This window comes from Crossiella sp. CA198 (assembly GCF_052078295.1).
Lineage (GTDB): Bacteria > Actinomycetota > Actinomycetes > Mycobacteriales > Pseudonocardiaceae > Crossiella.
The window spans coordinates 107,756-127,699 of sequence record NZ_JBQJIM010000016.1 but is presented as its reverse complement, the minus strand read 5'-3'; the positions used below and the strand labels follow the sequence as shown (position 1 = coordinate 127,699).

Annotated in this window: 12 protein-coding genes; 6 read left to right on the top strand and 6 right to left on the bottom strand. The window is 71.7% G+C overall.

The genetic code is table 11. The features are described from left to right. Positions 1 to 59: 59 nt before the first annotated feature. A complete protein-coding gene (locus ACTOWY_RS26455; RefSeq protein ID WP_441312355.1) occupies positions 60 to 3,293 on the top strand; it encodes a hypothetical protein in 3,234 nt (1,077 codons plus the stop codon). Here ACTOWY_RS26455 and ACTOWY_RS26450 read toward each other — a convergent pair. Further along, the gene (locus ACTOWY_RS26450; protein ID WP_441312354.1) at positions 3,290 to 3,964 is read right to left on the bottom strand and encodes an SDR family oxidoreductase; all 675 of its coding nucleotides are present in this window, start codon (positions 3,962 to 3,964) and stop codon (positions 3,290 to 3,292) included. The genes ACTOWY_RS26455 and ACTOWY_RS26450 overlap by 4 nt on opposite strands. Before the next feature lie 92 nt (positions 3,965 to 4,056). Here ACTOWY_RS26450 and ACTOWY_RS26445 point away from each other — a divergent pair, with 92 nt between their 5' ends. Then, positions 4,057 to 5,172: a serine hydrolase domain-containing protein gene (locus ACTOWY_RS26445; protein WP_441312353.1), complete on the top strand. Its 1,116-nt coding sequence runs from the start codon at positions 4,057 to 4,059 to the stop codon at positions 5,170 to 5,172. Here the strand turns inward: ACTOWY_RS26445 and ACTOWY_RS26440 are convergent. The 4 genes from ACTOWY_RS26440 to ACTOWY_RS26425 form a co-directional block, all read right to left on the bottom strand. Continuing rightward, positions 5,165 to 6,064 (bottom strand): cobalamin-binding protein, encoded by a 900-nt coding sequence (locus tag ACTOWY_RS26440; protein WP_441312352.1) that lies wholly within the window; start codon positions 6,062 to 6,064, stop codon positions 5,165 to 5,167. The two genes, ACTOWY_RS26445 and ACTOWY_RS26440, sit on opposite strands and share 8 nt — an antisense overlap. A gap of 110 nt (positions 6,065 to 6,174) precedes the next feature. Further along, a complete protein-coding gene (locus tag ACTOWY_RS26435) occupies positions 6,175 to 9,321 on the bottom strand; it encodes a hypothetical protein (protein ID WP_441312351.1) in 3,147 nt (1,048 codons plus the stop codon). 247 nt (positions 9,322 to 9,568) lie between these two features. Further along, positions 9,569 to 10,375 carry a hypothetical protein gene (locus tag ACTOWY_RS26430; RefSeq protein ID WP_441312350.1) on the bottom strand — a complete coding sequence of 269 codons (807 nt, stop codon included), beginning with the start codon at positions 10,373 to 10,375 and terminating at the stop codon, positions 9,569 to 9,571. A 158-nt stretch (positions 10,376 to 10,533) separates the two neighbouring features. Next, a complete protein-coding gene (locus ACTOWY_RS26425) occupies positions 10,534 to 12,783 on the bottom strand; it encodes a hypothetical protein (protein ID WP_441312349.1) in 2,250 nt (749 codons plus the stop codon). A 101-nt stretch (positions 12,784 to 12,884) separates the two neighbouring features. On the opposite strand from ACTOWY_RS26425, the gene ACTOWY_RS26420 reads away from it, so the two are divergent. Both ACTOWY_RS26420 and ACTOWY_RS26415 read left to right on the top strand, forming a co-directional pair. Then, a complete protein-coding gene (locus ACTOWY_RS26420; RefSeq protein ID WP_441312348.1) occupies positions 12,885 to 14,057 on the top strand; it encodes an AI-2E family transporter in 1,173 nt (390 codons plus the stop codon). A 79-nt stretch (positions 14,058 to 14,136) separates the two neighbouring features. Beyond that, positions 14,137 to 16,806: a hypothetical protein gene (locus ACTOWY_RS26415; protein WP_441312347.1), complete on the top strand. Its 2,670-nt coding sequence runs from the start codon at positions 14,137 to 14,139 to the stop codon at positions 16,804 to 16,806. Here the strand turns inward: ACTOWY_RS26415 and ACTOWY_RS26410 are convergent. Then, a complete protein-coding gene (locus ACTOWY_RS26410) occupies positions 16,803 to 17,999 on the bottom strand; it encodes a GGDEF domain-containing protein (protein ID WP_441312346.1) in 1,197 nt (398 codons plus the stop codon). The genes ACTOWY_RS26415 and ACTOWY_RS26410 overlap by 4 nt on opposite strands. Positions 18,000 to 18,148: 149 nt before the next feature. Between ACTOWY_RS26410 and macS the strand changes: the two genes are divergently transcribed. Then, a complete protein-coding gene (gene macS / locus ACTOWY_RS26405; RefSeq protein WP_441312345.1) occupies positions 18,149 to 19,288 on the top strand; it encodes a MacS family sensor histidine kinase in 1,140 nt (379 codons plus the stop codon). After that, positions 19,285 to 19,944, top strand: coding sequence for a response regulator (locus ACTOWY_RS26400; RefSeq protein WP_247755047.1), 660 nt, complete (start codon positions 19,285 to 19,287; stop codon positions 19,942 to 19,944). Before macS ends, ACTOWY_RS26400 begins: the two co-directional genes overlap by 4 nt.

Genomic DNA, 19,944 nt, shown 5'->3' with positions numbered 1-19,944 from the left:
CCTCTGTTGAATACGGCGAGCAGAGTGCTGAGCAGGGCCGCGTACCTACGCTCCGCACCATGGGTAGATCAAGACAGTGGGGGATCCGGGGCGCCATCGCGCTCGCGGTGACCACCAGCCTGCTGGCTGGGCAGGTGCGGCCCGCGCTGGCCGCCGAGCCGGTGCCGGTGAACGAGCAACAGCTCACCGATGCGCTGTTCGGGGCGGCGGTGCGAGTCAAGGACCCCGGGGTCGAGTACGACAAGCGGGTGGTGCTGACCGCCGAGCTGATGGACTGGCGGGCCAGTCCCCAGGGCGCGTCCGCGGGCGCTGACGCGGTGGCCGCGCACGTGGACGGGGTGGAGAAGGTGGTCACCGCCGGGTTCTCCAGCGTGGACGCGCGCCGCTCCACCGCCGAGGTGCTCGGCAAGCTGATCCAGCTGGTCCACGGCGCGCCGGGGGTGGAAGCCAGTGGGCCGCAGCTGGGGCAGTTGCTCGCCGCGCTGGCGGTGCGGGATCTGGCGCCGGAGGTGACGGCGCTGGATGTGACCCGGCGGTTGTCCGGGGCGCAGCAGCTGTTCGCGGTGGACACCGCCTACGGGCACGCGCAGAGCAAGCTGTGGTCGGTGGTGCGGGCGCGGGCGGCTACCGACCAGGCCGTCGCTGATGCCTGGAAGGGCGAGTTCGGCAGGCCGACCGCGGAGCAGCCAAGGGGCGTCGACCCCAAGTGGACGCTGGCCGACCTCAAACAGGTCGCCAAGCTCAAGGACCTGGTCGACGTCGACAAGCTGGTGGCCGCGGCCAAGCTGGGCGCCAAGGAGCTGATGACCGAGGTCTCGGCGCAGTTCATCGGTCTGCGGACCAAGCTGAACGAGGCCAACGGCAAGCCCACCGAACTGGGCGGCACGCTGGAGGAGCTGCTGCGCAAGGCCGGGGTGGCCGACCGGCCGAACTCCGGCGCGAGCGAGGCCGAGATCGCCAGGGCCTTCGAGCTGGACAAGAAGCGCCGCGACACCATCGACCAGGTCAAGGGCGCGCTCGACGTGGTGGTCGGGCTGGTCGGCATGGCGGACAAGAAGGTCGCCCAGTACCTGGCCACCTTCGTCTCGGCCGCCTACCAGGTGGCCACCGCGGTCAGCACGCTGATCACCGCCGCATCCACCCTGGCCACCAGCACCGCCATCGGCAGCACGCTGGGCGCCTTCGGCGCGATCGCGGGCGCGGCGGTGGGCATCATCATGGCCGCGGTGCAGATCTTCGGCGGGCTCTTCGGCGGCGGCAGCGGACCGTCGGTGGAGCAGACCCTGGCCGAGCTGGTGCTCAAGGAGATCCACGCCGGGTTCAAGCAGACCAACGACAACCTGAAGCTGATCAGCGACCGGATGAACGAGCGGTTCGACCGCATCGACAAGGCGCTGAACACCATCTACCAGGACATGATGCGCGGCTTCGGCACCGTGGTGGACCTGCTGCGGCGCCAGCACGACAAGCTGGAGGCCATCCACGACCAGCTGCTCGCGCTGGCTTCGAGGTCCCAGCAGTTCAACGAGCAGCTCAACAAGCGGCTGTCCGAGATCGCCGGCGAGCCGTTCCTGTCCACCGCCTACACCTACGTGGACTACGCGGCCAAGAAGCAAGCCCCGATCCCGTCCTACAACAGCGGGGACGGCAGCTACATCACCGCGGTGGACCGCTTCGGCTTCACCGCGAGCAACACCGCGCGCGGCCCGAACTTCGCCTACGCCGGACCGGGTGGCGACGACGTGGCCACCGCGCTTGCGGCCAACGGCGCGACCGGGGCGATCAGCTACCTGGCCAAGCGGGCCGCCTACTACGACCACCCGATCGCGCCGACCGAGAAGCCGGTGGCGAACGCGGACCTGTGGGCCGAGGCCGCGCGGGCGTACACGCTGACCGCGCTGCAGAACCCCGGTTACGCCAAGCAGGAGATCGGCCCCGGCGGGATGAGCGCCAACGCGCGGGTCATCGCCGAGCAGGGGCGCGGGATCCTGGCCACCGCCCAGGAGTTCAGCAAGCCGAAACCGGGCGCCGGTCCGGCGACCAACACCCTGTTCGCGAACCTGGTGCGGCGCAACCAGGAGCTGACCACCGGACTGCTCAACGACCTGCGCGCGCTGGAGGCCGATCCGCAGGTGCAGGACGTGGTGCACCGGCCGTTCGCCCTGTTCGCGCCGAACTGGCAGGACATCGACGTCGACCGGATGGGCTGGACCGCGGGTGACGGCACCCGGTACCTGCACAACGTGCCCGAGCAGACCACCCGGTGCCAGGGCGGCGGCCAGGGCACCTCGGCGCGGTTCATCGCCACCGGCCGGGATCTGCCCAAGACGCTGACCGCGGGCATGTACCTGGACTGGGAGAAGTTCAAGTACACGCACTCCTGTTGGACGTTGCCGGTGCTGGAGCCCTTCACCAACCAGCACACCGGCAGCTCCATCCGCCGGGTGTGCGAGGTCGACCCGGAGACGCACGCCAGGCACTGCTGGGACGTCCCGGTCCGGCACATGAACCGCTCCGCCCCACTGCACGTGGAGGTGCAGGAGTGGGTGCGGGTCGCCGGGCTCGGCCCGGTGCTGGCGCGCAAGCTGCACGCCAGGGGCGTGGTCACGCTGTGCAGCTGGGAGCGGGATGAGGTTGTCGACCTGCGGACCCCGGACAACTGCGCCCAGCCGCAGCACCTGGAGAGCTACGTGCCCTCGACCACCTTCACCCCGGTGACGGTGTGGCGGACTGAGGGCGCGGGTGAGCGGCAGGCCATCGAGCTGTTCAACGAGCGGCGGGCCAACTACTTCGAGGTGGTCAGGACCAAGCTCAACCACAACGAGCTGCCCAGGGCGCTGGAGCTGCAGGACAACCTGCGGCTGCTGCGCGCCTACACCGAGACCGGGTTCCCGCGCGCGGTGCGCTCGGACGACTCACTGCGCTCGATGCTGTTCGGCCCGGCCGGGCTGCCGATGGATCCCGGTCAGCTCGCCGCGGCCTACTACCGGGCCTCGCTGGACCTGCGGGCGGGCAGGAACCCGGCCGCGTCCTGGCAGGCGGGCCAGGCGGTGCTGGACGGCGAGCACTGCAACGCCGCGGGCACCGGGGTGACCACCCTGGACCCGCTGGCGATCTGCGTTGGCCAGACCGCCAAGCGGCGCACCGATCTGCTGGCCCAGCGGATCGAGGTCCAGTCCGCCGTGCTGCGGGCGAAACCGGGCGCCGAGACGCTGCCGATGGTCGAGGAGGCACTGCGCAACCTCGACCTGACCAGCAGCTACGCCCGCAACTACCGGCCGCCGATCCGCTAGGCCGGGCGCAGGACGATCTCGTCCACGTTGACGTGTGACGGCTGTTCGACCGCGTAGAGCACCGCGCGGGCAACGTCGTGCGGGGTCAGCTTGGGTTCGGTGGCGCGTTCCGGCGGGATACCGCCGGTGTCGACCAGGCCGGGCTGGAGCAGGCTGACCCGCACGCCGCTGCCCACGCATTCGGCCCGGATGTTCTGCGCCAGGCCGGTGACCGCCCATTTGGTGGCCGAGTACAGGTTGCCGGGCCGGATGCCGCGGCCTGCGGCGGAGCCGGTGAGCACCAGGTGGCCGTTGGCGCGCAGCAGTTCCGGCAGGGCGGCCTTGGCGGTGAGCGCGGCGCCGTAGACGTTGGTCAGCACCATGTCCCGCCACTGCTCCGGCGGGGCGCCCGCCTCGGTGCGGAAGCTGGTGGACACGCTGTACCCGGCGTTGGCGAAGACCACGTCCAGCCGCCCGAACCGGTGCACGGTCCGGGCCACCAGCTCCCGCACCTGCGGCCACTGCGCGACATCGCAGGGCACGGCGAGGCCGTCCAGTTCGGCGGCGAGTCGCGCCAGCGGCCCGGCCGAGCGGGCGGCGAGCACCACCCGGAAGCCGCGTTGCGCCGCGAGCCGGGCGGTGGCCGCGCCGATGCCGCCGGACGCGCCGGTGACGATCATGACCTGCTGCATGCGCCGATCCTGTCAGCAGTGGGGGAAAGCCCACCACCGCACGGGTTCTGCCGCTCCTGACCGGCCAGCGGATCGCTGGCACGGTGGCAGGCATGCGGAAATGGCTGGTGTTACCGGTGGTCGCGGCGCTGCTCACCGGGCTCGCGCTGCCCGCGGCCGCGGGGTCGGCGGTGCAGCGCGGAGTGGACCGGATCGTGGCCGGTGGGCTGCCAGGGGTGCTGACCGCGGTCAGCACGGGTGATCGAGAGCGGCTGTACCGGGGCGGGGTCGGCGATCGGCGTTCCGGCGCGCCGGTCCCGTGGCCGGGTGAGCTGCGGGCCGGGTCGATCGGGAAGTCCTTCCTCGCGCTGACGGTGCTGCGGCTGGTCGCGGCCGGGCGGATCGGGCTGGACGAGCGGGTGGAGCACTACCTGCCGGGCGTGCTGCGCGGGGACGACGGCGGCGGACGGCGGGACATCCGGGTCCGCCAGCTGCTGCAGCACACCAGTGGGCTGCCGGACTACGGACCGGCGCTGCCCAGTGGCGCGGACTTCCTGGCCCGGCGGTTCCACTGGCACGACCCGAGGGTGCTGATCGGGCACGCGCTGGACCGGCCGCAGCTCTTCCGGCCCGGTGCGGGCTGGGCCTACGTCAACACCGGTTATCTGTTGCTGGGTCAGGTGATCGAGCGGGTCACCGGGCAGCCGTGGGCGGAGGTGGCCACCGCGCAGGTGATCCGGCCGCTCGGGCTGCGCCGGACCTACTTCCCGCGCCCGCACGAGATCGCGCTGCGCGGGCCGCACCCGCGCGGTTACCTGGCGGTGGATGGGAAACTCGCCGACGTCACCGAACTGGACAGTTCCTACATGGGCGCGTCCGGATCGGTGGTGTCCACCCCGGCCGAGCTGAACCGCTATTTCCGCGCGGTGCTCGGCGGCGAACTGCTGCCGCCCTCGGTGCAGGCGGAGCTGACCAGGATGGTGCCGGGCGGGCCGACCGCGCCGGAGTACGGGCTCGGGCTGGAGCGGTTTCCGCTCTCCTGCGGGCATTACGTGGGTCACGGCGGTGAGATGCACGGCTTCTCCGGGCTGTCCGGGGTGCTGGTGCGGCCGGACGGCGGGCTCGGCGGCGCGGTGACCACGCTGGCCACCGGGCGACCGGCCGGGATGGCCGATTTCGGCCGGGTGCTGGCGGTGGCCGAGACCGCGTTGTGCGGGCCGGTCAGCTGATCCGCCGGGCCTCCGCCGCGGTCACCGGCTCGCCGGCCGGAATCCCGTGCAGCACCTGGGCGAGCACCTCCGCGCCGCGCACCACCCTGGGGCCCGGCCGGTTGAAGTAGGCAGGACCGTCCAGCACCCACACCTCGCCCGCACCCACGTGTGTCCACTGTGGATTGTCGGTGAGCAGCGGCAGCTCGGCCATGGTCCGGGTCGGCGGAAATCCGCACGGCAGCAGCAGAATCACGTCCGGGCGGGCGGCGATCAGGGTGTCCCAGGTCATCGCGCGGGTGTGCTCGCCTGCCGTGGCCAGCAGCGGCAGGCCACCGGCGGCGCTGATCTGCTCGGGCACCCAGTGCCCGGCTGGCCACAGCGGATCCAGCCATTCGATCGCGGCCACCCGGGGCCTGCGCCGCCCGGCCACCGCCGCGCGCACCGCGTCCAGCCGGTCGGTCAGCTCGGCCACCCGCGTCTCGGCCAGTGCGCTGACGCCGAGTTCCGCGCCGACCAGGCGGATGCAGCCGAGCACCTCGGCCAGGGTGCGTGGTTCCAGGCTGAGCACCCTGGTGCCGGTGTCCAGCACCCGCAGTTCGGCGGCCACCCGGCGGTAGGACAACGCGCAGACCTCGCACAGGTCCTGGGTGAGCACCAGATCGGGGGCCAGCTCGGCGAAGCGGGCGGTGTCCAGGCCGTACAGCGAGGAACCCCGGTGCTGCCCGCCGACCGCGGCGGAGATCTCCCGGCTGCTCATCCGATCCGCCTCGATCGCGCTGCTGGTGACCACCGGCACCGCGGCGATCCCGGCGGGCCAGTCGCATTCGTGCGTGCGGCCGACCAGCTCCGGGACCTTGCCGAGCACGGCGAGGATGTCGGTGGCCGCGGGCAGCAGGGACACGATCCGCATAAGACAAAGGTAGGCCCGGGACGCTGGCTGCGTCCCGGGCCTACCCGAGTTGTGTTACCGGTCTACGGCCTCCCTGCACCCACTAATTGGAAGAGGCCCTGGACCTTTGATCAGGCGGAGGGCAGCTTCGGCATGGCCGGAACGCCCACCTTGGGCAGTGCGGGCAGGGTGGGCAGCAGGCCGCCCACACCCGGCAGGTCAGCCGAGCGACCGGCGCCGGGGACCGCGGGCACACCCGGGAGGGTGGGCACCGAGACCTTCGGCAGGGTCGGCAGAGCCGGGATCAGGCCACCGTCGAGCAGGCTCGGCAGGCCGAACTTGCCACCGGAGACGCCCAGCGGCCCGTTGACCGGAGCCGCGGTGCGGCCCTTGGCGCCGGAGAACCCGAAGGGCACGTCCGTCACGCCGGGCAGGTTCTTGCCCAGCTCCATGTCGGTCACCGGGATCTGCAGCTCGGCGGGGGCACCGCCGACCTCCATGCTGGTGGCCTCAGAAGCGTTGGTGGTGGCCTGGCCGACGATCTCGGCCGGGATGTCGTAGACCTGCGCGATGGCGCCGATCGGGGCGAAGAGGTTGAAGCCGGAGAGGCTGCCACCCTCGGAGCCCGAGGTGGTGCCCTGGCCGCCGACGGTGCTGTCCACCGTGCTGTCGGCCAGCGAGTCGGCCACGGCCAGCGCCGCGACCGAGTCGCCGAACGGCTGGGCAGCCGCACCGACGGGCACGTTCACGATGCTGCCTGCCACCGAGCCACCGTCACCGGCGGTGGCCAGCTCGCCACCGGACTCGGTCTCCACCGCGGAGGCGGACACGGCGTCGGCGGTGCCGTTCAGCGAGGCGGCGAGGCCGTTGGCCCCGACGACCGGGCTGAGCGGAGCGGTGACGATGTCGCCGCCGAGGAAGCTGCTCACACCGTCGGTCACGGTGTCGCCACCGGCTTCGGAGGAGATGCTGTTGTCGGCCACACCGGAGGTGGTGCCGATCCAGTTCACCGAGTCACCCGAGGCTTCGAGCACAGCGGCGACCGGCACGTTCGCGACGGTCCCGGTCCCGGTGCCCTTGATGCCGCTGGTCTCGGTGTCGCCACCGGCCTCAGAGGTCACGGCGGAGGACTCGGCGCCGTCGGCCAGCACCATCCAGCCCGCGCCGATGCCACCGACGTTGGTGGGCACGGCCACCGGAGCGGTCGCGACCAGGCCGGCCAGGCCGCCCATGTCACCGGCGGTGGTGTTGTCGCCACCGGCCACCACGTCGGTGGTGTTCTCCGCGGCGCCGCTGGAGTTGACCAGCCAGCCGCCGCCGATGCCCTCGGCCTGGACCGGTCCGGCCACCGCGGGGGTGACCAGGTTGCCGGTCAGCACGCCGTGCGAGCCCTCGGAGGTCGAGTCGCCACCGGCCACGGAGGACACGGTGTTCTCCGACTCGGCCTCGGACACGACGATCCAGCCGCCGGAGAGGCCCTGGCCCTGGACGGGCAGTGCCACCGGGGTCTGCACGACGTTGCCGGAAAGGCCACCGTCGGTGCCGTTGCCGGTCACGTCCCCACCGGAGACGACGTCGGCGGTGTACTCGCTCCACGACTCACCGCGGACGATCCAGCCCAGCGTGTTGCCGGTCAGGGCAACCGGGCCGGAGACCGGCGTGGACACGGCGTTGCCGCTGCCCAGCGCGTCGTCGTCGGTCGCGGTGTTGTCGCCGCCGGCCTCGTTGTCCGTGGTGCTGGTGGACTGCGCGGTGCCGTTGACGATCCAGCCCGCGGTCATGCCCTCGACGTTGGCCGGAACGGCCACCGGGATCTGGACGCCGTCACCGGCGACCAGCGAGTCATTGCCGCGGGTGCCGATCATGCCACCGGCGTCGGTGGTCGTGTCGGTGTTGGTGGCGGCGTCGGCGTTGGCGATCCAGCCACCGGCCACACCCGAGACCTCGGCGGGCAGGGTCAGCGGCGCGGAGCCGATGATGCCGGCGACCATGCCGTTGTCGCCGTTGGTGAAGGCGTCCCCACCGGCGATGGACTCGGTCACCTGGGTGTGCTGCGAGTCCGTGTTGGACACCCAGCCACCGGAGTTGCCCAGCACCTGGACGGGCTCGGCGATCGCGGCGTCGACGATGTTGCCACCGCCGGTGCTCTCGTCACCGTTGGTCATCAGCAGGCCGCCGGTCTGCGCGGTGCTGGTGGACTCGGAGACCGAGTCGGCCAGGCCGCCCCAGGCGAGGGCGTTGCCGGCGACCGTGACCGGGCCGGAGACGTTCGGCGTGATCAGGTTGCCACCGATGCCGCTGTCGTAGCCGGAGGTGACGCTGTCCCCGCCCGCGATGGCGTCCGCGGTGGTGGCGCCGGTCGCGTTGGAGTTGCCGACCGGGAAGACCACGAGGGCGTTGTTGTTGCCCTCGACCGGCAGCGCGATCTGGCCGTGGCCGATGTTGCCGCCGAGGGTGGAGCCCTCACCGTCGGAGTCGACGTTGCCACCGGCGTCGGCGGCGATCGAGGACTCGTTGTGGGTGTCGGCGACACCCGCGGCGCCGGAGATGGCGTTGCCGGTCAGCTGGACCGGAACGGCCGCCGGGACCACAACCGCGTTGCCGGAGAGCGAGGAGTCCTTGCCCGAGGTCTCGACGTCGCCGCCGGACTGGGCTTCCAGCATGGACACGCTCTGCGCCTCGGCGTGGCCCGCCGCGGCGACCGCGTTGCCCGACACCAGAATCGGCGCGACACCGTCGACGTCGACCACGTTGCCCGCGATGCTGCCGCTGTCGCCGTTGGTGACGACGACCTCGGGCTTGCTGTAGCTGTACTCGCTGACGTTCTCGACGTCCGCGTCGCCGGTGGCGGCGATCGCGTTGCCCTCGATGATCACCGGCACGACGGCGTCAGCGTGGATCTGGTTCGCCCGCAGCAGGTCGGCTTCGCCCAGCTTGGGGGCGTCGTCGGCCTTGGTCGCGGTCTTGCCCTTGCCGCCGAGCTGGGGCAGCTTCACCGACTTGCCGGCCTCGGTGGCAGCGCCACCGAAGGGCAGGTTCGGGATGATCTTGCGGGTGTCGACGGTCAGCGCTTCGTTGTGCAGCGGCGGGAGGTCAACCTCACCCAGCGCGGTGCCAACGGCGTTGTTGTCGAAGTGAACCGGGATGCTGACCGAGGCGCCCAGGGGAGTGGATTCGCCGTCGGGGTGCTCGCCGGCGCTGGCGACGCCAGTGCCGAGGGCGAGCAGCCCACCGGTGACGAGTACGGTCTTCAGACCGCGCTTCGCCCAGATGTGCATTGTGGATCTCCTTTTGTTGTTCCCCCTGGCGGGAGGGGGAATGGGGTCGGATGGCCGGACGTGAATTCACGTCGGGGCAATCGGCCACCCGGGTCTATGGGGGTATTTCCGGCACGCCGAATAAAATCGACGTGCACCGGAATGGCGCGATTTCTGCGACCTGCGAGAACGGCGAGCGGAGCGCCGAGAGAAAAGCCCCGGCAGCACGCCGACCTCAAGACAGAGGTCGCTTACCGCGCCGGGGTGGTCAGTCGGGGGTGATGCCGGGCTGCTTGGCCTGCCCGGCGAGCACGCAGTCGGCCGCGGCGGAGTCCGCCAGCTGGCCACGCGTGGTGTCCATCAGAGAGTGCATCGGCAGGTAGCCGCCGAGCGCGACCATGGCCGCGTCGGTTCCGTCGTGTCCGCACGAGCAGGAACCGGGGTTGCTGGTCGGCACCGGCATCGGCAACGGAACCAGCGGGAGGAGTGGAAGGCCAGGCTGGACGGGCTGCGGCTGTTGCCGGGGCGCGTCCTCGACCTGGCCTGGCTGCTGCACCGGCGCCGTGGAAGGCGCAGGCGGAACGGGGTGGCGATCGGGCTGACTCGCCGCCGGGGCCGTCGCCGCCTGCACCACACGGGATTCGGCGTCGGCGGCGGGGGCGCCCTCGAAATAGGCGGCGTCCCTGGCATACATCCGGGAGGACGGCCCGGAACCGGTGGTGACCGCCTCGGCCACCTCGCTGAGCACCGGGGCCTGCTCGAACAGCTTGGCCACGTTGTGCATCGCGTCTTCGATGGGGCTATCGACCTTGACCTGCCGCGCGGGCTGGCTGATCACCGAGGTTGCCTCGCTGATCGCCCTGCGAACGCCCTCGTCCGCGGCGTGCCTGACCTCGCCGACCAGGCCGGTGGCCTGATCAGTGGAGGTGGCGAGAGCCTGCGTGACGCTCTGCACCGGGTCGGTCACCGGCTCGACCGGGACCAGGTCCGCGGCGTTGGCCGAACCAGCCGCGATCAGCCAGCCGATCAGCGTGCCACCGGAGACCACGAGCGCCCGGGACAGCAGCCGACGCACTCGGCCACCCCCCGCGACATTCTGGTCCGTACCCGGCACGTGCACGCCTCCGTCTGGAGAATCTTGAGCTGGACAACGCAGAACATGTCAGATCAAGAACCCCGTCCGCAAACTCTGCGGCCGAATACCCTCTATCGAGTTAATTGGCTAAAGCTGATTCAGTTTCGCTTCAACACGCGGGTCGCGCCGGCCGCCGCGGTGGAGGCGAGAATCCAGCCGACCGCGGTGAGCACCACGGATATCCACTGCGAGGCGCCGGTGATCCGCCACATGTTGTCCTGGCCGAGGGTGACGATCGGCAGCAACATGTCCGCGGCGAGCAGCCAGGGGTTCCACACCGGGTTCTGGTCGGAGTCCAGGCGCTCGATCGGATACTGGTGCGGGCCGGGGGCAGCGCTGTACATCTCGTTGAACCAGATGCCGCCTGCCGCCCAGAACACCAGCAGCCACACCAGCGCCAGCCACGGCCGGTAGCCGTAGCCCACGGTGACCTCCTGCAGCAGCCCCCACAACCGCCCGGCCACGCCCAGCTCGGTGTAGCGGTGCCGCTGCTTCTCCAGCAGCACCCGTTCCGCGCGTTCCTCGTGCCCGCCGTCCCGGTAGACGTTGGCCAGCTGCTCGTAGGGTCCGGGCGCGTAGTCCGGGGCCACCGTGCGCAGCCAGGTCAGCCGGGTGCGCACGTCGACGTCCGGGTCGGCGGCGATGCCCTGGTAGGAGAAGTCCTCCAGGTCGAGCCCGCCGGTGGCCTGCCACAGCAGCTCTCCGTCGGTGACCGTGACCACCTTGGCCCGGCTCAGGATCACCCGGCCCAGCGGCTTGCGGCCGAAGCGCACCACGAGCTGCTGCGCGGTCAGGCCATAGGCGTTGAGCGCGATGCCGTCATCACTGGCGCCCAGTTCGGAGCCGGTGAAGGTGACCATCTTGCCCACCTCGACCAGCCGGATCCGCACGCCGCCCTCGGCCACCATGCCCCAGCTGCAGAGCAGGTCCTTGCCGACGGTGGCCACCCGGGCGTCCAGCGAGGGTTTGATGGAGCCGTCGTTGCGGCGGCGCGGGTCGACCAGCTTGGCGCCGGAGCAGTCCAGGGTGGAGCCGATGGCGGCGTTCTGCAGCCGCACCGAGCCGCGGGCGGCCAGATCGCGCAGGAACAGAGTGCCGCCAACGCGCAGCCGGTCGGCGAAGAGCACGTCGATGCCGGGCCCGTGCAGCGTCACCCCGGACAGGCTGGCGCTGCCGTGCACGTGTGCGTCGACCAGCCGGACCTGCCCGTAGGCACGCATGCCGCCCTGCCGCTCGAACCGGCCGTCGGGCAGCCGGACCGCCTTGCCCCTGGCCTCCAGGTCGCCGCGCACCTCGATGCCGTCGGCGAACAGGGCCACCGGGAACCGCTGCACCGGCTGCTTCTCGTGTTCCTTCTCCAGTTCGGCCAGCGCGGACTCCGGTCCGAGGGTGGCGCCGACCATGCGCAGGTAGCCACCGATGCTGGCGTTGGGCAGCCGCACCGAGCCCAGCGAGGTGAAGCCGTCGTCGAGCTGCACGTTGCCGTCCACCGTGATCCGGTCGGCGACCAGCGAGGCGGCGTCGTGCGCCTGGCCGTGCGGCAGGATCGGCATCGGCGAGTCCGCGGAGTCCTCGGCCTGCAGCCGGGCGCCGGTGAACACCGCGTCGCCGCCGATCCGGGCGCCGGAGAGCACCACCCGGCCGCTGGCGGTGAACCGGCCGCCGTCGCCGTCGCAGAACAGGTTGCCGGAGACGACCAGCCCGGAGCCCTCCAGCGCGTCCGCGCCCGGGTTGCTCAGGTGCGCGCCGCCCAGGTGCACGTTGCCGCTGACCGTGGCCCCGCGCAGCCGCACCTCGCCGGTGGCCCGCAGCGAGGTGGCCTGCAGCGAACCGCTGATCCGCAGCCGGGCGCCGAGCAGCGCGTGGTCCTGCGGGCTGCGCAGCACCGCGCCTGCCAGCCGCAGGGTGCCGCGCACGGTGGCGTCGGTGAGGTCGACGCAGCCGGTGGCGGTGAAGCCGGCCTCCAGCACCAGGTCGCTGTCGATCTGCAGGTTGCGGCCCTTGAGGCCGGGCAGCCGGCAGCCAGGCAGGCGCAGCCCGATCAGCTGGGCCATCCGCAGGTCGGGCGTGGTGTCGAAGCTGCACCGGGTCAGCTCGATCAGGGTGCGGATGTCCAGCGCCTCCAGGTCGAGGCGGCCGGTGATGCTCGCCCCGGTGAGCCGCAGCGCGGGCACCCCGGCGGGTCGCAGCCGGTAGAGCCCGGTGAGCAGCCCGGCCAGCAGACTGGCCCGCACCCGGGTGTCCGGACTTCCCGCCAGTGGGAGGACCAGCTGCCGACCGACCGCGAAGGCGCGGCAGACCGCGCGCTCGACCTCGGTGAAGTCCGAGGGCTTGGGATACGGGTCCATTGCTGTCGATCTCACCCGCACGGGGCCGGATGGGCAATAGACCGGAGGACGGTCCGCGCGGTTCGCCCCATGACGACTCGGTCACGGCTACCGTGATCGACGTGAGCAGCAGCAGAGGGGTGCCGCCGACTCCGATCCGGCGTGAGGTTGTCGAGCAGGTCCCCTACGGACTCCGGGTGGGAGCCGCGCTGTCCTGGCGCTTCCTCACCCTCTGCGGCGCGCTGGCCGTGCTGGTGTTCCTGATCGGCTACTTCGCCAGCCTGGTGATCCCGGTGGGCATCGCGCTGCTGCTGGCCGCGCTGATGGCGCCCGCGGTCAAGCACCTGGTGGCCTGGAAGGTGCCGGGCTGGGCGGCCACCACGATCGTCCTGGTCGGCGGGCTGCTGCTGGTGGTCGGCGTGCTGGTCTCGGTGGTCGCGGCCTTCGTCAACGGTGTGCCCGAGCTGCAGGCCAAGGTCGTGGTCGGTATCGACCAGATCCGGGACTGGCTGGTGCACGGCCCGTTGCAGCTGACCCCGCAGGACCTGGACCAGTACGTGAGCCGGTTCGTGGAGATGCTCAAGAGCAACGTCTCCACCATCGCCACCAACGCGGTGAACACCACGGTGACCACCGCGGTCGGTGTCGGCGAGCTGCTCACCGGCTTCCTGCTGCTGTTGTTCACGCTGATCTTCTTCCTGCACGACGGCAGCAACATCTGGAGCTTCCTCACCAGGGGTGTGCCGATCCGGGCCCGCAAGCGGGTGGACGTGGCGGGCCGCCGCGGGTTCGCCTCGCTGGTCAGTTACGTGCGGGCGACCGTGGTGGTGGCCGTCGTGGACGCGGTGGGCATCGGCATCGGCCTGGCCATCGTGGGCGTGCCGCTGGCGGTGCCGCTGGCCGCGCTGGTCTTCCTGGCCGCGTTCGTGCCGATCATCGGTTCGCTGATCGCCGGTTCGGTGGCGGTGCTGGTGGCCCTGGTGGCCAACGGCCCGATCGAGGCGCTGGTGGTGCTGATCATCGTGATCGCGGTGATGCAGCTGGAAAGCCACGTGCTGCAGCCACTGCTGCTGGGCAAGGCGGTCTCCCTGCACCCGCTCGCGGTGATCCTGGTGATCATGGGTGGCCTGTCGCTGGCCGGGATCCCCGGCGCGCTGCTGGGCGTGCCGGTGCTGGCGGTGCTGAACTCGGCGATCCGCTCGCTGGTCAACGAGGACGATCCGGATCCGGAGTCGGTGGACCCGACCAACCGGGCCGACGCGGTGGCAGGCGGCAAGGGCGACGAGCCCGCCTAGGCGCCCGTCCGGGCAGTTCCGGCCGCCCAGCAGGGCGTGATCTCGCTGGTCAATGGCTGACGGCGCATACCGTCCGGCCATGGCGACCGTCACGATCGACCCCGGCGCGCACGGACCCGACCCGGACTGGTCGGCGATCCTCCAGCAGGCCGTCGACTCACCCGAGCTGGCCGCGGGCGGCACGCTGCGGCTGCGCCCTGGCGACTACCTGCTGCGGCGCCCGATCATGCTCGACCGCCCGCACATCCGGCTGGCCGGGGAGCACGCGGCCGACACCATGCTGCGGACCGCGCAGGCGTTCCCGGCGCTGATCATCGGCATGCCGCGGGCGCCGTTCGGGCGGCCGGTCAGCGACGAGCACTGGCCGGACCTGCACGGGCGCTTCGAGGATCCGACGGTCACCACTCCCGGGCAGCACTGGGGTTTCCGCACCGGGACCACGGACCCGGCGCTGCTCACGCTGCCCTGCTCCCCGTTCACCTTCGGCCCGCCCGACCGCCGGTTCTGGGGCGGCACCTCGGTGCTTAGCCTGGATTTCCTGGTGCGCAACAACGCGCTGCCGTGGACGCGGCAGCAACTGTTCGGGCTGCTGGACGAGTTCAACCGGCCTGCACCGTTTTACGCGCGCATCGACACCCAGCCCGACGGGGTCTCGGTGCTGTTCGTCTTCGTCACCGGCGACGGACTGCGCCGGGAGATCCGGATCCCGTTCGACCAGGACGACCCGGTGCTGCGGTATTCGCTGGAGCTGGACATGCGCGCCGGTCAGGGCATGGTGCGGGCCTGGGTGAACCGGCGGCGGGTCAGCCCGGACCTGCGGCTGATCAACCACAACTGGCCTGCCGCGGACCGCCCCGGGCAGCCGGGGCTGACCTTCGGTGTCAACTGGTGCGCCTCGTTCCACCTCGGCATGGTGCGGGTCCAGGACAACGCCTCGACGGAGATCAAGGACAACACCCAGGACATCGGGCTCGGCATCCCAGGTGACCTCACCTTCGGCGCGCTGCGGATGTGCACCACCGCCCAGTACCTCGACCTGCCGGACCAGCAGACCGCCGCCGGCCCGGTCACCGACCTGACCTGGCGCAACGGGCCCGCCTCGGGATTCGGCTGCTTCCTGCCGATGACCAGCCCGCCGGCGAAGAACCCGGCCGGGCTGCCCGATCTGCAGCTGCCGTGGGCGGCCGTGCACTTCACCGAGCACGGCTCGGCGAGCAACCTGCTCGGGTACGGCACGGTGGCGCCGGTGCTGGACGCGTTGAACAGCATCGTGGGGAACTCGGTCGAGCGGCTGACCCTGCACAGCGGCAGCCCCGGTCACCTGCCCGACCACTATGGCCAGGTGATCGGCCTCGGCCTGGCCATCGGCTGCTCGTTCACCGACCTCGTGGTGGTCGCGGGCGCGCAGGGGCTGAGCTGCTTCCAGGTGGACGCGAACTACCCGGTGGACCTGACCGGATGCCGGTTCGAGTTCCAGACCGACACCGCGATCTACAGCTACTTCCAGATCGGGCGGGCGCACTACCTGGCGCTGAAGCACTGGGGCCGCACGGCGCTGAAGGCGAACCGGTCCACGCTGGCCTACCGCGACGTGTTCTGCACCGACGCGCAGGAGAACCCCGAGTCGGTGGTGCGGCTGTTCCAGACCCACGGCACCTTCGACAACTGGACCATCGACATGGAGCGGCCCGAGCGGCCGCCCCGGGACAGCTACTTCTGGGCCAGCGTCGGGCACCACATCGGCGGGCCGACCCAGCTGGTCATCCGGGACTGCCAGGTCGGCACCATCGACAAGGGCACGGTCGGGGTCCGGCTGGTGGCGCTGGAGCCCAACGCCGGGCTGCCGAACTCCGGCGCCACCGACGGCTGGTGCACGATCGAGCGCTCGTTCACCCAGCACCAGGCGCGGGGGCTGTTCGCGCTGGTCGGCACGGACGGGCCGGTCTGGCAGGGTCGCTACGAGGGACTGCCGCCTGCCACCGTGCCGTTGGCGCTCAACACCAGCACGCCCGGCGGGTCGGCCCGGATCGGCCTGCGCGAGGTGCCGCCACCGGTGTCCCTGCCGCCGGTGTCACTGACCGGTGAGGATCTGATCGCGGGCCTGCCCGGCCTGCGCTGCCACTTCCGCGCCGACGGGCTGCACGACCTCGGCAGCCCTGGGGTAGGGCCGATGCCGTTACGGGACGGCGCACCCGTGCCCCAGCTCACCGACCACAGCGGAGCGGGCAACCACGGCAGGCCGCTCAACCGGCCCGCGCACTTCGTGGCCGACGCGGTGCACGGGCACTCGGCCGTGCGGTTCAACGACGGTCACTACTCCTTCCCCGGCATCCGCAGCGATTCCGGGGCCGCGACGGTCTTCCTGGTCGGCAAGTACCTGCCAGGGTTCGAGAGCAACCCCGGCGACCACAACCAGGGCCTGCACACCAGGGGACCGCGCTGGCACGTGAGCCTGGGCATGTACGCCAACACCGCCACCTCGGACACCGACTGGGTGGTCTACGCCGCGCGGTACAACAGCGGTGCGGTGCGGCTGCTGGAGACCTGGGCGAACCTGCGGCGGGTCGACCTGGCCCGGCGGGATGACGTCGGGCCGGTGCGGTGGGCCGAACCCCGGCTGGGCAGCGCGCTCTACGGCACGACCTACAGCGAACTGGCGGCGGCGGTGTTCTGCGATGTCGCGCTCGGCGACGAGCAGGTCGAGCGCACCCTCCGGCACCTGATCCACCAGTACGGGATCGCGGTCTAGGCGACCGTGACCAGGTTGCGGCCGGAGCTTTTCGCGGCCAGCAGCGCGGAGTCGGCGGCCACCATCAGGTCCGGCAGCACGTAGCCGTAGCGCGGTGAGGTGGCCACGCCGATGCTCACGGTCAGCCCGGACAGCTCGTGGTCGCGGCCGTCGGTGGCGGTGGTGGGCACCCGCAGCTGGGCCACGCCGGCCCGCACCCGTTGCGCGGTCTGTTCCGCCTCGCCGGGGGTGGTGTCGGGGAGCAGCACCACGAACTCCTCGCCGCCGAAGCGGCCGACGAGTTCGCCGTGCCGGACGCTGCCCAGCAGCAGCCTGCCCACCGCGGCCAGCGCCGCGTCCCCTGCCAGGTGGCCGACCCGGTCGTTGACCCGTTTGAAGTGGTCCAGGTCGAGCAGCAGCAGGGCGGCGGCGGCCTTGCGGTTGCGGGCCCGGTCCAGGGCGTCGCGGGCCAGCCGGTCCCAGTGCATCGAGTTGGCCAGGCCGGTTTTGGCGTCCCGCTGGGCCGAGCGTTGCCACTGTGGCAACTGGGCCGCGCCCTCCAGCAGCAGCAACGGCGGCGCGGCCAGCAGCACCCGCAGCGGGTCGTCGGTCATGGCCATGGCCATCAGGCCGCCGAGGCAGACCGCGACCACGCCCACGGTGACGTCCAGCAGCTGCCCGACCACCTGTTCCGGCCGGGCCGACGGATTGCGCAGCCGCAGGCCGATGGCCACGATCAGCGCCCGCACCACCAGCAGGGTGGCACCGGCGGCGACCATCGCGAACAGGTCGGTGCGCGGTTCGGACCAGCCGACCACGGTCCGGGCGGCCATGGTGGCCAGCACGGTGGCCGAGGTGGTGAAGAACCACTGGTGCGGCCGGTGCCGGGGACTGAGCGCGCCGTGCAGCGCGGGCCCCAGCATCAGCACCACCAGCAGGTTGCCTGGCAGCGCGAACACCCCGGCGAGCAGGTAGGACACGTGCACGGCCCAGGGGCTGCGCTGGGGTTCCACCCGCAACGCGCCGACCACGCTGGTGCCGATGACCACCAGGGCGGCGGTCAGCACCAGCACGATGAACCTGGGTAGATCCTCCGTGCGCGGGGCATGCCCCAGCACGGTGAGCAGAACCGCGGCGGACACTGCGAAACCGTCGATCACCAGCCAGTACACCAGCGCCGGTCCACGCAGTGTCCACAGTGGCCAGTCACGCAAGACGGCCTCCCCCATGGTGCGGACACCAGAAACCCGTGGCGATGCGTAGCCGGCCCCCTGCCGACCGTCACCCCCGCTCAAGGGTGGCACAGATACCGGCGTGGGACTGCGTCCAAGCGGGGGGATTGGTATGCGGTTGGTGAGGCAGGATGTCATCCGTGGGAGAGACGGTCATGCCGCTGTGGCGCGCACTCGTGTGGTTGCGCGTGGTCACGCTGCTGTTCGCGCTGGGCGGGGTGTTGGTACACCGCGCGCAGTACGAGCGGGAGTGGCTCGGCTGGGTGGTCTTCGGCGTGATGGCGGCCTGGACCGCGGTCACCGTCTACTGCTACTCCCGGGAGAGCGGCCGCCGGACCTCGGTGGTGGTGGCCGATGTGGTGCTCACCGCCGGGCTGATGCTGGCCTGCTGGTTCGTGCACGACCGGACCTACATGCTCTCCTCGGCGCCGACCGTGGTCACGGTGTGGGCGCCGGGGTGCGTGGTGGCCATGGCGGTGCTGCACGGGCGTGGTCCTGGCATGCTGGCCGGGGCCATCGTGTCCGGGATGAGCTGGCTGATCCGGGCCCGTTTCGACACCGACATCGCCAGGGACACCGTGCTGCTGGTCGGGGTCGGCTTTGTGCTCGGACTGGCCTCTTCGGTGGCCCGGCGTTCGGCCGAACAGCTGCACCGGGCGCTGCAGGCGGAGGCGGCGACCAGGGAGCGGGAGCGGCTGGCCAGGTCCATCCACGACGGGGTGCTCCAGGTGCTGGCCAGGGTGCGCCGCCGCGGCCGGGAGCTGGGCGGGGAGACCGCGGAACTGGCCGAACTGGCCGGTGAGCAGGAAATAGCGTTGCGCGCGCTGGTCTCCAGCCAGCCGCCTGAGTCCACTGTGGACGGTGAGGTGGATCTGCGCCCGCAGCTCCAGCTGCTGGCCACGCCGCGGTTCCAGGTCTCCGCGCCGGCCACCCAGGTGCTGCTGCCCGCGCACACCGCGGCCGAGCTGTGCGCGCTGACCAGGGAAGCACTGTCCAATGTGGACGAACATGCCGGGGTCAAAGCACGGGCCTGGGTGCTGGTGGAGGACCTGGGCGAGGAGGTCGTGGTGAGCATCCGGGACGACGGGCCGGGCATTCCGGACGGCCGGATCACCGCGGCCGAGGCGGAGGGACGAATGGGCATCGCGCAATCGATCCGGGGGCGGGTGCAGGACCTGCATGGCACGCTCGCCCTGCACACCGGGGCCGGGGAGGGCACCGAGTGGGAGGTCCGAGTGCCGAGGCAGACGACAAAGGGGGGACGGCGATGAGTGAGCCGAAGGTGACGGTGATGGTCGTCGACGACCATCCGATCTGGCGCGACGGGGTGGCGCGCGACCTGGCCGAACGCGGGTTCGAGGTGCTGGCGACCGCGGGCGACGGGGACGCCGCGGTGCGCATCGCGCGGGCGGTGCGCCCGGATGTGGTGCTGATGGACCTGAACATGGGTGAGACCTCCGGCGTGCAGGCGGCCGGGCTGATCACCGCCGAACTGCGCGAGACCAAGGTGCTGGTGCTCTCGGCCAGCGGCGAGCACGACGACGTGCTGGAGGCGGTCAAGGCGGGGGCCTCCGGCTACCTGGTGAAGTCGGCCTCGGCGGAGGAGCTGATCGACGCGGTGCGCCGGACCGCCGCGGGGGACGCGGTGTTCACCCCCGGCCTGGCCGGGCTGGTGCTCGGCGAGTACCGGCGGATGGCCACCACGCCCGACGGCGGACCGGCCGCGCCGCAGCTCACCGACCGGGAGACCGAGGTGCTGCGGCTGGTGGCGAAGGGTCTGACCGCCCGGCAGATAGCCACCAGGCTGGTCATCTCGCACCGCACGGTGGAGAACCACGTGCAGTCCACGCTGCGCAAACTCCAGCTGCACAACCGGGTGGAGCTGGCCCGCTACGCGATCGAACACGGCCTGGACGTCGAGGAGTGA